Consider the following 13,900-nt stretch of genomic DNA (forward strand, 5'->3'; position numbering starts at 1 on the left):
CTCGTGCTCTGCGGGCCTTGCAGGACTGCCAGGGCGCGGACAGCACCCGCAGAGCGCGGGTGAGCCCCGACGGCGCGGGCCACTAACCTCGGTCGCGTGACCTCCACCGGCCGCCTGCTCGTCGTCGTCCCGAGCGAGACCGATCCGCCGGCCCGGCTGGGGGAGTGGCTGCGCGACGCGGGCATGGAGCTCGACGAGCGCCGGCTCGGCCTCGGCGCGCAGCTGCCGGACGGCCTCGAGGGCTTCGACGGGCTGCTCGTGCTGGGCGGCCCCCAGTCGTCGATGGACGACGAGGAGACCAGCCCCGAGCTCGTCGGCGTGCGACGACTGCTCGGGCAGGCGCTGCGGGACGATCTGCCCACCCTCGCGATCTGCCTGGGCGCCCAGCTGCTGGCCCAGGTGGGCGGCGGCCGGACCCGGGTCGGGGTGGACGGGCCCGAGGTCGGTGCGACGCTGGTGGCCAAGCGGGACGCCGCGGACGCCGACCCCGTGTTCGGGCCGCTGCCGCTCTCGCCGGACGTGATCCAGTGGCACCACGACGAGATCTCCGAACTGCCGGGGGGCGCCACCCTGCTGGCCGGCAACCCGCACTACCCGCACCAGGCCTACCGGGTGGGGACCTCCGTGTACGGCCTGCAGTTCCACATCGAGACGACGCCGGAGATGGTGCGGGCCTGGGCCGGCAGCGACCCCGTCGGCGTCGCAGCCTCCCCGCTGGACCGGGAGACGCTGTGCGCCCGGGCTGCCGCCGCCCACGACGACGTGGCCGAGGCGTGGCGCCCGTTCGCCGAGCGGTTCGCCGAGCTGGTCCGGGCGAGGGCACAGGTGCGCGCGTGAGCGCGCCGCAGGTGGAGATCCCGCGGCGCGCGATCGTCCGCCTCGTCCGGTTCGGCTTCGAGGACGGCGAGCGCGCCGCCCGGCTGCTGTCGGACCCCGCCCTGGGCCTGTGGGACCTCGAGCGCAACGAGCCCGCCGACCCGGAGGCCGGGCCGGTCGTGGCCGCACTCGCCCGGGCAGGGGACCCCGACCTCGCCGTGCGGTCGCTGCAGCGGCTGATCGAGGCGCTGGACGCCGAGGACGACACGGGCGATGCAGCGGCCGCGCTGCTGGCGCGGCTGCGGGGGTCGGGTTCCCTCCGCGCCCGTCTGCTGGCCGTCCTGGGCGCGAGCGCCGGGCTGGCCGACCACCTGGCCGCCTACCCGCTGGACTGGGAGGTGCTCGACGACGGGAACGGGCCGAGCCGGCCCACCCCGCACGCGCTGGAGCAGCAGATGCTGGCCGCCGTCGGCGCCGACCCCGACGACCCCCCGTGGGGCGTGCGGCTGGGGAAGGGAGCCCCGGACGCCGGCCCGTCGCGCATCGCGGCCCTGCGGCACGCCTACCGCCGGGCGATCCTCTCCCTGGCCGGGCGGGACCTCGGCGACGGCGTGCCGGCAGAGGAGGCCGCGGCCGAGCTCGCCGACATCGCCGCCGCCGTGCTCACCGCCGGCCTGGCGCTCGCCGTCGCCGAGCAGCCGGCGGACGCCGCCGCCTGCCGGCTGGCCGTCATCGCGCTGGGCAAGACCGGTGGGCGGGAGCTGAACTACGTCAGCGACGTCGACGTCGTCTTCGTGGCCGAGCCCGCCGATCCGAGCGACCCGGAGAGCCCGGCGCTGGCCACCGCCACCCGGGTGGCCGCGTCGCTCATGCGCATCTGCCACGAGGCCGCGTGGGAGGTCGACGCCGCGCTGCGTCCCGAGGGCAAGGCCGGTGCGCTGGTGCGCACCGTCGCCGGGCACGCCGCCTACTACGGCCAGTGGGCCGACACGTGGGAGTTCCAGGCGCTGCTGAAGATGCGGCCGGTGGCCGGCGACCCCCACCTGGGCCGCGCCTACGTCGAGGAGCTGTGGCCGCTGGTCTGGAAGGCCGGCGACCGGCCCGGCTTCGTCGGCCAGGTGCAGGCCATGCGCCGCCGCGTGGAGGCCAACATCCCGCCGGCGCAGGCCGAGCGGGAGCTCAAGCTCGGCCGCGGCGGGCTGCGCGACGTCGAGTTCGCCGTCCAGCTGCTGCAGCTGGTGCACGGCCGTTCGGACCCGAACCTCCGGGTGGGCGGGACCCTGCCGGCGCTCCTGGCGCTGTCGGCCGGTGGGTACGTCGGTCGGGGGGACGCGGCGACGCTCATCGCCTCCTACCGCTTCCTGCGCACCGTCGAGCACCGGCTGCAGCTGCTCCGGCTGCGGCGCACCCACCTGCTGCCCACCGACGAGCAGCAGCTGCGCTGGCTGGCCCGCTCGATGGGGTACAAGCCCGACCACCGCGGCGACGCCGTCGACGTGCTGCGGGCGGAGCTGGCGCTGCACACCCGCGAGGTGCGGCGCCTGCACGAGAAGCTCTTCTACCGGCCGCTGCTGTCGGCCGTGGCCAAGGTGCCGTCGGAGGCCGCGCAGCTGGGCAGCAAGGCCGCCGGTGACTGGCTGCGGGCGCTCGGCTTCGCCGACCCCGACGGCGCGCTCCGGCACCTGGCGGCCCTCACCGGCGGGGTCTCCCGCTCGGCCTCGATCCAGAAGTACCTGCTGCCGGTGCTGCTGCAGACGTTCGCCTCCTGCCCCAACCCCGACGCCGGGCTGCTGGCCTACCGGCAGGTCAGCGAGGCCCTCGGCGGGAACCAGTGGTACCTGCGGCTGCTGCGCGACGAGGGGCAGGTCGCCGAGCGGCTGGCCCAGCTGCTGGGCTCCAGCCAGTACGTCGCCTCGCTGCTCACCCGGACGCCGGAGGCGCTGCGGCTGCTCGCCGACGACGCCGAGCTCGAGCCGCGCTCGGCGGCGACCCTGGCCCGGGCGTGGCGGCAGGCGGCCGGCCGCGCGCCGGACCCGCAGGCCGGCGTTCGGGTCATCCGCGGGCTGCGCCGACAGGAGCTGCTGCGGATCGCGGCGGCGGACCTGCTCGGCCGGCTCGACGTGCACCGGGTGGGGCAGGCGCTGACCGACGTCGCCGTCGCCACGCTGCAGGCCGGGCTCGACGCCGCGCTGCGGACGCACGCCCTCGAGTCGCGCGTCGACGTCGCCGACCTGCCGATGGACCTCGCCGTGATCGGCATGGGGCGCCTGGGCGGTGGGGAGCTCGGCTACGGCTCCGACGCCGACGTGCTGTTCGTCCACCGGCCCCGGCCGGGAGCGGACGAGGCCAGGGCCTCGGCCGCGGCGAACGCCGTGGCCCACACCCTGCGGCGGCTGCTCGGTGAGCCGGCACCGGACCCCGCGTTCGAGGTCGACGCCGACCTGCGGCCCGAGGGGCGGCAGGGCGCCCTGGTGCGCAGCCTCCCCGCCTTCCGCGAGTACTACCAGCGCTGGGTGTCGGTGTGGGAGGTGCAGGCGCTGCTGCGCGCCGTCCCGGTGGCCGGCGACGAAGCCCTGGGCGCGGAGTTCGTCGCGCTGGTCGACCCCGTCCGGTACCCCGCCGACGGGTTGTCCGGCGAGCAGGTCGCCGAGATCCGGCGCATCAAGGCGCGGGTGGAGCGGGAGCGGCTGCCCCGGGGGGCCGACCCCGCCACCCACACCAAGCTGGGCCGCGGCGGGCTGGCCGACGTCGAGTGGACCGTCCAGCTGCTCCAGCTGCAGCACGCCGCCGCGAGGCCGGCGCTCCGGGTGGCCTCCACCCCGGGGGCGCTGACCGCGCTCGCCGAGGAAGGGCTGCTGCCGGCGGAGCAGGCCGAGGCGCTCACCGCGGCGTGGGAGCTGGCCACCCGGGCGCGCAACGCGATCTTCCTGGTGCGCGGGCGGCCCAGCGACCAGCTGCCGAGGCCGGGGCTGGAGCTGGGCGGCGTCGCCCGGGCGTGCGGGTACGGCGCGGACGACGACCCGGGCCGGTTCCTCGACGACTACCGCCGCACCACCCGGCACGCCCGGGCCGTGGTCGAGCAGGTCTTCTACGGTCAGCCGCAGTCCGGTCCGGTGCCCTGACCGGAGCCCCGGCGGTACATGACGATCAGGTTGCATCGGGACGGCGGAGGTTCACCGCCGGGCGCGGCGGCAAGGGGACAGAGGTGACCTGACGCCGAGATCAAGGCAGGATCTGCGATGCGCTTCCTCCCCGCCGGAGTCTGCGCGGCTCTGCTCCTCACGGCCTGCACCGCGGACGGCGGCAGCTCGGACGGCGGCAGCTCGGACGGCGACGCCGCCGCGACCGCTTCGCCGACGGCGTCGCCGACCACGACGGCGCTGAGCGACGATCAGGCCGTCGAACCGGTCGGCGACCCGGGTACCGCCGCGGTGCAGGGTGGTGGTTTCCCCGATGCCGACCGGCCGGTCGCCCACCTGGCCGATGTCCGGGCCGCCGAGCACGACGGCTTCGACCGGGTGGTCCTGGAGTTCGAAGGCGACCGGGTGCCCAGCTACCGGGTGTCCTACGTCGAGCCACCGGTGACGCAGGACGCCTCGGGGCGCCCGGTGGAGATCGAGGGGAACGCCTTCCTGGAGCTGCGCACCAGCCCGGCCAGCACGGTCGACCTGTCCGGCGAGCGCCCCGAGCAGGTGTACGAGGGCCCCGAGCGCATCGAGCCGACGGGCGGGTCCGTGGTCACGGAGGTGGTCCAGACCGGGGACTTCGAGGCGAACATGGCCTGGACGGTCGGCCTGCAGGAGCGCGTGTCGTTCGGCGTGGCCACCCTCGCGGACCCGCCGCGCCTGGTGGTCGACGTCCGCCACCCGTCGGACGAGGAACCGGGCACCCTGCAGCCGGTCGGCGACGGCGACACCGTTGAGTCCATCGCTGCCGGCGACGGGCCGCTCGTCGCACTCACCGACGTGCGGCTCGGCGCCCACGAGGGGTTCGACCGGATCGTGTTCGAGCTGGCCGGTGAGGGCGAGGCCGGCTGGCGGGTCGGCTACACCGACGAGCCGCGTGCCCAGGGGTCCGGAGCCCCGGTCGAGGTGCCCGGCGACGCAGTCCTCGGCATCACGCTGACCAACATCGCGCTGCCGTTCGACGCCCCCGAGGGCGTGCAGCCCTGGGAGGGGCCCGACCAGCAGGCGATCGCCGGGGCGACCGTGCTGGACACCCTGGTCGAGGACACCCTCTTCGAGGGCCACTACACCTTCTTCGCCGGGGTGGACCGGGAACGGCCGTTCGCGGTCGGACTGCTGAACTCGCCGCAGCGGATCGTGGTCGACATCCTCGCGGAGGAGCCGGCCGCCCCGGTCGCGCTGTCGCAGCGTTGCGAGAGCCCCGCCGGGTTCGCCCTGTCGTATCCGGAGTCGTGGGCGGTGAACCCGGGGGACACGGTCCCCGCGTGCACGCGGTTCGCGCCCGACCCGTTCACCGTGCCGCCCGGCACCGACGCCCGGGTGGGCGCGGTGACCGCCTCGGTCGAGCCGGCACCGTTCGACCGGGTCGCCAACCCCGCGGGCGCGGAGGAGCTGAGCCGGACCGACACCACCGTCGGCGGCCGGACCGCCGTGCGGGTCGAGCGGGTCTCCTCGGGTGAGGGCCTCTGGCCCGAAGGGGTGCGGACCACCAGCTACGTCGTCGACCTCGGCGAGGGGGAGGACGGCCCGCGCACCCTGGTGGTCAACACGGTGGGCCTGCCGCAGTTCGACTACGCGCGCAACGTCCGGGTCCTGGACCGCATGGTCGAGACGTTGGAGCTCACCGAGCCCTGATCCGTTGGACCGGCGCCGTGTACCCGGGAGCCGGCAGGGCATGCTGGAGGCGTGTCGTCACCGTCGGCCGAGCCCGAACCCCCCGAGGACATCGCCGGCACGGACCCCGGCGGTGGACCGGCCGACGGCGCCACGATCACGCCCTACCGCGACGGGCCGCTGATCGTGCGCGGCAACTTCCGGTTGCTGGACCAGGACGGCGCCGAGATCGATCCCGGACGCGACACCATCGCGCTCTGCCGCTGCGGGAAGTCCGGCATCAAGCCGTTCTGCGACGGGTCCCACAAGCGCTCCGGCTTCTCCGCGCCGAGCGGGCCGAGCAGGCCGCGACCGGCCGCGCGGATCCTCCGGGACGGGCGCCGGGAGACCTGACCCGTCGCCCGTCCCGGCTCAGCGCGCGGACTCGAACGCCCGGGCCATCCGGACCTGCTCCTCCAGGATCTGCGCGATCCGGGCCTGGACGGCGTCGAGCTGCCCGATGACGGCGCTCGTCGCGCTGATGCCGGAGGTCACGGATTCCGTGCCCGCCTGGATGCCGGCGATCTGCTCGGACACCCGGCTGGTCGCCTGAGCCGTCTCCCGGGCGAGCTCCTTGACCTCGTTGGCCACCACGGCGAACCCCTTGCCGGACTCCCCGGCGCGGGCCGCCTCGATGGTCGCGTTGAGGGCCAGCAGGTTGGTCTGGTCGGCGATCGCCGAGATGATCCGGATGACGTCGCCGACGGCGGCCGACGCGCTGGCCAGCGCCTGCACCTGCGTGGTCATCGACGAGGCCTCGGCGACCGCGCTCTCCGCCACCCGCCCGGCGTCGTCGCCGGCCTCGCGGAGCCGGGAGACCGTCTCCAGCAGCTCCCGGGAGTTGGCCCGGTCGGCCTCCGCGCGGCGCAGGATGTCCAGGCGCTGGGAGACCAGCTGCTGCACGTTGCGCAGCGCCGCGGCGCGTGACTCGGACAGGTCGATGGTCTCGGTGACGAAGAAGTCCATCGTGCCCACGACGCGCCCGTCGCAGAGGATCGGGAAGCAGACGCCGGAGCGCACCCCGGCCCGCTGCGCGGCGGGTGCGCGCACGCAGTCGGTCACCTCCGCGAGGTCGGGGACGAAGACCAGGTCACGGGAGCGCCAGGCGCGCCCGGACAGGCCGACGCCCTCGGCGAAGCTGGCGGCCAGGGTGACCTGGCGGAACTCGTCCCCGGCCGAGCCGGACTCGACGGAGAACCGCAGCACGCGTTGCTCCTCGTCGAGCGCCCAGAACGAGCCGTAGGCCCAGCCGAAGGCGGTCCGGACCGTCTCGAGCGCCACCCGCAGGGCGGTCGCCTCGTCGTGTGCCTCGCCCACCCGGGCGACGACGGTGGTCACCGCCTCCCGGTCGTCCAGGGTCTCGCGGAGCGTGGCGGCGGTCAGCGCGCTGCGCCGGGCGTGGGCGATCAGCCGGCCCAGAGCCTGCCACTTCTCGGCACGCCCGCCGAAGAACGGCAGCTCGCGCTCGCTGTAGTACTCGAGGACCGCGGTCACCCGGTTGCCCTCGACGACGGGGAGGAAGCAGCCCTGACGGGCGCCGGCCGCGTGGGCGGTGGCCCACCGCAGGCAGGTGCCGGTGGCCGTGCCCGCATCCATGAGCACCGGCGTCCGCCGGCGCAGGGCCTCGCCGCCGTAGCCCGCGCCCGCCACCATCGCCTCGCCGGTGGGCCATCCGGCGGCCATGGCCGCGGCGGCCGTGCCCTCGGTGACCCGGAGGACGTAGTTGCCCTGCCCGTCGGGCAGCCAGGCGGCGCCGTAGCTCAGCCCGAGCGCCTCCACGAGCGCGCGCATGATCCGCCGGTGGGCGTCCAGCTCACCGGTCACGTCGCCCTCCAGCGACGCGATGACGCGCTCCAGAGCCTCGACGTCGCGCGGTTGCTCCGCCTGCTCCGGCGTCCGACGCGTCTCCCGCCTGTGCATGGCACCCTCCCGTGGTCCGCGCCGCGCCCGGTGGGGAGCGGTCTGATCGCGCACGAGGTTTCGGCCTGCAACCACGGTTGTTGAGCCGTACCCGAGACGGGCCGGGAACGGAACGGCCGGGCCCGCGACACGGAGGGGTGGCCTGCGGCGGGGCCGGTTGCTCGATGTGACCCGCATCGCACAGGATGCGCGCAACGTCCTGCCCGGCCGGCTCCCCGGCCGGTGCCCGAACGGAGGACCCATGGATTCCGCGCTCACCGCCGTCGCGCTGCCCCTGGCGCTGGCCGTCGTCATGTTCGGGCTCGGGCTCTCGCTCACCCCCGGCGACTTCACCCGCATCGCCCGGCAGCCGAAGGCGGTCGTGATCGCCCTGGGCCTGCAGCTGCTGGCGCTGCCGGTGCTCTGTTTCGGCTTGGTGCTCCTCTTCGACCTCCCCCCGCTGCTGGCGGTCGGCATGCTGCTGCTCGCGGCCTCGCCCGGGGGCACCACGGCGAACCTGTTCAGCCACCTCTACCGGGGCGACGTCGCACTGAACATCAGCCTCACCGCGCTGAACTCGGTGATCGCCGTCGTCACGCTGCCGGTGGTCACCAACCTGGCGATCGGCTTCTTCGAGCCGGCCGCCGGCGGCAGCCTGGGCCTGCAGTTCGGCAAGACGCTGCAGGTCTTCGCGATCGTGCTGGTCCCCGTGGCCCTCGGCATGCTCGTGCGCCGGTCGGCCCCCGCCTTCGCCGACCGCTCGGACAAGCCGGTGCGCGCCCTGTCGGCGGTGGTCCTCGCGCTGGTCATCGTCGGCACCATGGTGGCCGAGCGGGAGAACATCGGGGGCTACCTGCGCGACGTCGGGCTGCCGGCGCTGCTGTTCTGCCTCTGCAGCCTCGCGATCGGGTTCGCCGTGCCGCGCCTGTTCGGCATCGCCCGGGCGCAGTCGATCGCCAGCTCCTTCGAGATCGGCGTGCACAACAGCACCCTGGCGATCGCGGTGGCCGTCAGCGTGCTCGGCAGCGTCGAGCTGGCCGTGCCGGCCGCGGTCTACGGCGTGCTGATGTTCCCCGTCGCCGCGGCGTTCGGCTGGGTGATCACCCGGAACCGCGCCACCGCTCCGGGCCGGGCCGACACCGCGGGAGTCGGTGAGGTGACCGGCCCCCCGCGGTAGGGCGGTCGAACGGTCAGGCCGCCAGCGCCGGGCGCCGGAACAGGCCCGACTGGCCGGCCTCCCACGCGCCCAGCAGGTGGTGGGCGGCCAGCCCGTCCATGGCCAGCGAGCTGGCCGCCCCGAACAGCACGTCGGGGGCCAGCTCCGGTTCCGCGGCGACCAGTGAGCCGCACATGTCCACGGAGGCGATCTGCTCGTGCACGGCGTCGGCCTCCACGTGCTCGTCGTAGAAGACGGTGGTCCGCTCGTCGAACCCCAGCCGGCGCAGCCCGGCCGAGTACCGCCGGCTGGGCTCGGAGGAGGTCATCTCCACGGTCGCCAGGTGCCCCAGGGCGGCTCCGCGCCAGCGGCGGTGCAGCCCGAACAGCGACATGGTGTTGACCGAGGCGAACGCCACGGCGGGCGCGTCGTCCCACTGCGCCCCGTAGCCGGCGTCGAGCCCCAGGTCGCGCATCAGCCCGGCGAACAGCTCGCTGTGCATCCGCTCCGCCGAGCCGCCGCCGTACTCGTCGGCCTGGATCTCGACCATGGCGGCCTTGGTGCGCCCGCTCAGCCGGGGGATGGCGAACGTGTGCGGGTCGGCCTCCTTGAGGTGGTAGACCGACCGGAGGACGAGGTACTCCCGCCACTGCTCCAGCGTGCCCCGCTTGGCCATGTAGGCCGACAGCGACGGACCGTCGTCCGCCGCGATCAGGGCGGTCAGCTGCCGGTCGATCGGCTCACCGGTGACCGCGACCTCGCCCACCAGCCCGCGCAGCGCGGCGAGGTGTCGCCGTTCCAGCCCGGCGCGCAGCCGGAGCAGCTCCGGGTCCCACTCCCAGTCCTCCGACACCCCGTCGAACCCGCGGTAGTGGAGCTCGTAGCAGATCGCGAGGGCGAGCTGCAGGTCGTCGTCGAGGAGGGCCCCGGAGCGGTGGAGCTCCAGGCGCTCGGCGCACTCCCGCGTCGCGGCCGACAGGTCGGCGCGGGTGGCGAGGTCGCGCGCGAGGGCGTCGCTGAGGGGGCCCCGGGGCTCGGGCAGGCGCATGATCGTGAGCATGCCCAACGAACGTCGGTTCGATGCGCCGGCGGATGTGATGTCCCCCGCGGGTAGGACGGGGGCATGACCACCTCGGCTGAGCGCGTCGTGCTCGTCACCGGCGGCAGCGCCGGCATCGGTCGCGCCACCGTCGCCCGGCTGGCCGCGGACGGTGCGCGGGTGGCGACCTGCGCCCGGGACGGTGAGCGGCTGCGGGCGGCGGTGATCGGGCTGCCCGGGGTCACCGCCACGGAGGCCGACGTCGCCGACGCGGCGGCCCGGGCCGAGCTGGTCGACCGGGTGCTGGCCGAGCACGGCCGGCTGGACGCGGTCGTCCACAACGCGGGCCTCGGCTGGGCCGGCCTGCTGGAGGACATGCCGGGGGAGGTGGTCGCCGGCGTGGTCGCCACCAACCTGGTCGCGGTCGTCGAGCTGACCCGGCTGGCGCTGCCCCACCTCCTGCGGTCGGCCGCCGAGCGGGGCCGGGCCGACGTCGTGACGGTCTCCTCGGTCGCCGCCTGGTCGCAGGTGCCTCCCCTGACCGTGTACTCGGCGACGAAGGCCGGGGTGCAGGGCTTCTCGTCGGGGCTGCGGCGGGAGGTCGCGGCCCGGGGCGTCCGCGTGCACACGGTGAACCCGTTCTTCGTGTCGACCGAGTGGCTGGCACGCGGCCACGGTCGTGCCCCGGCGTCGGACGCCGACGCGCGCGGGCGGCTGTCCCGTGGCATCGCCCCCGAGCGGGTGGCCGACCGGGTGGCCGAGTGCCTGACCTCGCCCCGGGCGCGGACGATCTCGGTCCCTCGCTGGTCGGGGCTGGCGCGGTTGGGGGAGCTCCCCCCGGTGGACCGCCTGCTGGACCGGGCGCTGTCGGCCAACGCCGGCCACATCCGGGCGGCCGCGGAGCGGGCGGTGCGCCGCCGGGTGTGACGCGGCAACCCGGGCGGTGCCCGCCGGCGCCCGGGAGGGGTTGGCATGATCCGCTCGTGACCGGGACGACGCCGACCTCCTCCCGCGCCGTGGCCCGTACCTGGTGGGGCGCGCTCGCGGTCGTGGTCGCGGTGTCGATCGCGACCCAGTTCGTGCTGCAGGTGGCCGACCCCGCAGGTCCCGCGCTGGGCGTCCTCGAGCGGATCGTCCGGTTCTTCAGCTACTTCACGGTGCAGAGCAACCTGCTCGTGCTGGCCGCGACGCTGCCGCTGGTGTGGGACCCGGGGTACGACGGGCGACTCTGGGGGGTGGTGCGGCTGGCGTCCCTGCTGGGTATCACGATCACCGGCCTCGTCTATGCCGTGGTCCTCGCGCCGCTGCACGACCCGCGGGGGATCGATGCCTGGACCAACGCCGGTGACCACTACGTCGCACCGGTCATGACCGTGCTGGGCTGGTTGCTGTTCGGGCCACGCCCGCGCATCGACGGCGGGGTGGTGGCCCGCGCCCTCCTCTGGCCGGTCGCCTGGATCGGCTGGATCCTCGCGCAGGGGGTCGTCACCGGGTGGTACCCCTACGACTTCATGGACGCGGCCGAGTTGGGCTACGCGGTCGCGCTGCGCAACCTGGTCGTCGTGGTGCTGCTGGCCCTGGCCTTCCTGCTGCTGTACCGGTTGGTCGACCGCCGGTTGGCGGCGACGCCCGGGACCGCGGTGGACGAGCGGGTCGCGGCCGGGATCCGCTGAGCCCGGCCGGCCGTTGCTGCCGGCGCTGGGTCAGGCGGCGGCGAGGAAGCGGTCGAGCGCCTCGGCGATCTGGCGGTGCCCGGTCGGGGTCGGGTGCACACCGTCGCCCGACATGCCGAAGTCCGGCAGCGCGGACAGGTCGGCGAACGCGTACCCCTGGTCGGCCGCCACGTCCGCCATGGCCTGGAGGTAGGCATCCCAGGCGGCGACGGAGACGTCGGTGCGCCGCGGGTACCCGACGATCAGGACCGACGGGTCGGGACCGACGTCCGGTCCGCGGAGGTGCCCGATGGTCGCGGTGAGGTAGTCGCGGAACTGGGCGGCGGTGAACCCGGCGACGACGTCGTTGTAGCCGAGCGCCACCACGACCAGGTGCGGCGCGGCCGCGGCGACCGCCTGGCCGTGCTGCGGCGCGGTGGGCAGGTTGGCGTAGTCCTCGGCCTGCCAGCCGGAGTGGCCGGCCTCCCACACGCGGACACCGGCGGCCTCGTCCCCGTCGTACACGCTGATGCCCTCGATCAGCACGGTGCGGCCGCTGGTGTTGGTCAGGGTGACCGTGTGCGGGCCCGGGGGCAGCGGGGGCGAGGTCCAGCTGCCGCCGTCGCTCGGGGTGTAGCCACCGCCGGTGGTCGTGACCGGGATGCCTGCCGTGCCGTCGACGGAGACGGTGATCGTCCCGGTGTTGAGGCTGCTCGCGTAGTGCAGCTCGAACGAGGTGCCGGTGAAGGTGGTGGTCATCGAGTTGCCCGCGCCGGAGGGCATGTGGTTCGCCCGCATGCCGAAGCCGTACTGGGAGCCCAGCGTGGACGTGCCGCCGAAGGTGAACCGGTCCACCATGCCGGCGGCGGCGTAGTAGGCGGGGACGTAGCCCTCGCCGCCGGCGACACCGGGCGGCTGGTGGCGGGCCCGCAGGAGCCCGAGCAGGTGATCGACCCAGCGGTTGCCCTTGCCCACGTCCCGGCCCTCGGTCACCGAGTCACCGACCACGACCACGTCGAGCGGGCCGCGCCCCGCGGCGCTGTCGGCACGGGCCGCGCGGAAGGCGTCGAGCCCTTCCGTGCCCCCCGACGGAGGCGGCGTGGTGGTGGGTGCGGTCGTGGTGGTCGGTGCCGTGGTGGTCGTAGGTGCGGTCGTGCTGGTCGGCGTCGTGGTGGTCGGGGCCGAGGAGGTGGGCGCGGGGGTCGTCGTGCTCGGCGCCGGGGAGGGGGTGGGGGTGGGCGACGGCGCCGGGGTGAACGACGCGGCGATCTCCCTGGCCGCCTGCAGCATCAGTGGGCGGTAGCCGGTCCCGGTGTGGATCTGCGACGCCTGCTTGAGCGCCGCGAGGGACGGGGAGACGCCCTGGTGCAGGAGGCGCGCCGCGTCGAAGTCGCAGGCGACGTCCCGGGCGAGGCAGAGGTCGAAGACCGGGGACGTCGTCACGACGTCCCGTGCGCCCGGCTGCAGGGCCGTGCGGACCCCCTGCGCGGTGGCGGGCGCGGTGCCGCGGCGGGTGGCGGCGGTCTGGCCCACCCGGTCCCCGTCGGCGACGAGGACGCTGGCGGTGATGCGGGACAGCAGCCCCGCCCGGCCGTCGTCCGCGAGCCGGGTCAGCGCCTGGTGCACCACCATGGCGCCCTGCGAGTACCCGGCCAGGACGAAGCCCGCGCCCGGGCACCGGGTGTGCAGCGCGACCATCTGGTCGACGGCGGAGCCGACGCCCTGGTCGACGCTGTGCGTGTAGGTCCCCAGGCGTTCGGTCGTGTAGCGCTCCATCGCCGCCGGCCGCCGCGCCGGGTCCGCCAGCTGGGTCAGCTCGGCCCTCGTCGGCGTCAGGACGGTGACCGACGTGGGGGAGTGGGTGACCGCGACGTTCTCGACCACCAGCCCGCTGCCGTGCCTGGCCCTGAGCTCGCGCTCGAGCCCGTCGGCGAAGTAGTCGGCGTTCGTTCCCATCCCGCGGTTGGCCGTGGTGATCGGCTCCGTCGATCCCCGGGCGCCCACGATCGCCACGTCCGGGCAGTCGTCATCGGCCGCGCCGGCCGCCAGGGTCACGGCGACGGAGGAGGTGAGCAGCGCGAGGACGCTGCCGATCGTCAGCGCGCTCCGACGTGCACGTCCCACGACACGACCCCCCGTGATCGGGATGGGCGCCGACGGCGGGAGCCCGTCGCCGGATGCGCATCCGCCTGAGGGTTCCGGACGCTACGCCACGGCGCGGACGTCGGCTACGCTCCCGCGCCCGGCTCCTCGAGGTCCGGACGCACCGCGGCCCGCTCACGCCAGGGCTGAGCGTTCGTCGCAGTCCTCCGGGGAGCACAGGGGAAAGCAGGTGCGCTGTGCGGCCGTGCGCCGTATGCCGTGGCGACGTGCGCCTGGAGTCGATCCGTACCGATCCCGTCGATGGCTCACTGCTGGTGCCCTGGGCGCTGGCGCTGGCGCTGATGCTGATCGGGGCCTGGTCGCTGGCCCGCTTCGTCACCGACCGCCTCTGACCGTC

11 protein-coding genes are annotated in these 13,900 nt (G+C 75.2%); 8 read left to right on the top strand and 3 right to left on the bottom strand.

What is annotated here, in order from left to right:
* The first annotated feature begins 96 nt into the window (after positions 1 to 96).
* The 4 genes from ACI799_RS17905 to ACI799_RS17920 all read left to right on the top strand — a co-directional run bounded on the left by ACI799_RS17905 (position 97) and on the right by ACI799_RS17920 (position 6,008).
* A complete protein-coding gene (locus ACI799_RS17905) occupies positions 97 to 837 on the top strand; it encodes a type 1 glutamine amidotransferase (protein ID WP_456589038.1) in 741 nt (246 codons plus the stop codon).
* Positions 834 to 3,938 (top strand): bifunctional [glutamine synthetase] adenylyltransferase/[glutamine synthetase]-adenylyl-L-tyrosine phosphorylase, encoded by a 3,105-nt coding sequence (locus ACI799_RS17910; RefSeq protein WP_456613605.1) that lies wholly within the window; start codon positions 834 to 836, stop codon positions 3,936 to 3,938. Before ACI799_RS17905 ends, ACI799_RS17910 begins: the two co-directional genes overlap by 4 nt.
* A 117-nt stretch (positions 3,939 to 4,055) precedes the next feature.
* Positions 4,056 to 5,636, top strand: a complete 1,581-nt coding sequence (locus tag ACI799_RS17915; protein WP_456613606.1) for an AMIN-like domain-containing (lipo)protein — start codon at positions 4,056 to 4,058, stop codon at positions 5,634 to 5,636.
* Positions 5,637 to 5,687: 51 nt separating this feature from the next.
* Positions 5,688 to 6,008, top strand: a complete 321-nt coding sequence (locus tag ACI799_RS17920; protein WP_456589041.1) for a CDGSH iron-sulfur domain-containing protein — start codon at positions 5,688 to 5,690, stop codon at positions 6,006 to 6,008.
* Positions 6,009 to 6,026: 18 nt separating this feature from the next.
* Here the strand turns inward: ACI799_RS17920 and ACI799_RS17925 are convergent, their stop codons facing one another.
* Positions 6,027 to 7,574, bottom strand: coding sequence for a methyl-accepting chemotaxis protein (locus ACI799_RS17925; RefSeq protein ID WP_456613607.1), 1,548 nt, complete (start codon positions 7,572 to 7,574; stop codon positions 6,027 to 6,029).
* 241 nt (positions 7,575 to 7,815) lie between these two features.
* On the opposite strand from ACI799_RS17925, the gene ACI799_RS17930 reads away from it, so the two are divergent.
* Positions 7,816 to 8,730: a bile acid:sodium symporter family protein gene (locus ACI799_RS17930; RefSeq protein WP_456613608.1), complete on the top strand. Its 915-nt coding sequence runs from the start codon at positions 7,816 to 7,818 to the stop codon at positions 8,728 to 8,730.
* A 13-nt stretch (positions 8,731 to 8,743) separates the two neighbouring features.
* Here the strand turns inward: ACI799_RS17930 and ACI799_RS17935 are convergent, their stop codons facing one another.
* Positions 8,744 to 9,769 carry an iron-containing redox enzyme family protein gene (locus ACI799_RS17935; RefSeq protein WP_456613609.1) on the bottom strand — a complete coding sequence of 342 codons (1,026 nt, stop codon included), beginning with the start codon at positions 9,767 to 9,769 and terminating at the stop codon, positions 8,744 to 8,746.
* 63 nt (positions 9,770 to 9,832) lie between these two features.
* Between ACI799_RS17935 and ACI799_RS17940 the strand changes: the two genes are divergently transcribed.
* Positions 9,833 to 10,675 (top strand): SDR family NAD(P)-dependent oxidoreductase, encoded by an 843-nt coding sequence (locus tag ACI799_RS17940; protein ID WP_456599203.1) that lies wholly within the window; start codon positions 9,833 to 9,835, stop codon positions 10,673 to 10,675.
* A 56-nt stretch (positions 10,676 to 10,731) separates the two neighbouring features.
* Positions 10,732 to 11,421: a Pr6Pr family membrane protein gene (locus ACI799_RS17945; RefSeq protein WP_456613610.1), complete on the top strand. Its 690-nt coding sequence runs from the start codon at positions 10,732 to 10,734 to the stop codon at positions 11,419 to 11,421.
* Positions 11,422 to 11,451: 30 nt separating this feature from the next.
* On the opposite strand, the gene ACI799_RS17950 is transcribed toward ACI799_RS17945, so the two are convergent.
* Positions 11,452 to 13,524 (bottom strand): cutinase family protein, encoded by a 2,073-nt coding sequence (locus ACI799_RS17950; protein WP_456613611.1) that lies wholly within the window; start codon positions 13,522 to 13,524, stop codon positions 11,452 to 11,454.
* A 245-nt stretch (positions 13,525 to 13,769) separates the two neighbouring features.
* Here ACI799_RS17950 and ACI799_RS17955 point away from each other — a divergent pair, with 245 nt between their 5' ends.
* A complete protein-coding gene (locus tag ACI799_RS17955) occupies positions 13,770 to 13,895 on the top strand; it encodes a hypothetical protein (protein ID WP_456589048.1) in 126 nt (41 codons plus the stop codon).
* Positions 13,896 to 13,900: the final 5 nt, after the last annotated feature.

Source organism: Blastococcus sp. SYSU DS0753, assembly GCF_054051175.1.

Coding starts and splice junctions, on each gene's coding strand:
- ACI799_RS17940 (WP_456599203.1), top strand. CDS start 9,833: ATGACCACCTCGGCTGAGCGCGTCGTGCTCGTCACCGGCGGCAGCGCC.
- ACI799_RS17925 (WP_456613607.1), bottom strand. CDS start 7,574: ATGCACAGGCGGGAGACGCGTCGGACGCCGGAGCAGGCGGAGCAACCG.
- ACI799_RS17935 (WP_456613609.1), bottom strand. CDS start 9,769: ATGCTCACGATCATGCGCCTGCCCGAGCCCCGGGGCCCCCTCAGCGAC.
- ACI799_RS17930 (WP_456613608.1), top strand. CDS start 7,816: ATGGATTCCGCGCTCACCGCCGTCGCGCTGCCCCTGGCGCTGGCCGTC.
- ACI799_RS17915 (WP_456613606.1), top strand. CDS start 4,056: ATGCGCTTCCTCCCCGCCGGAGTCTGCGCGGCTCTGCTCCTCACGGCC.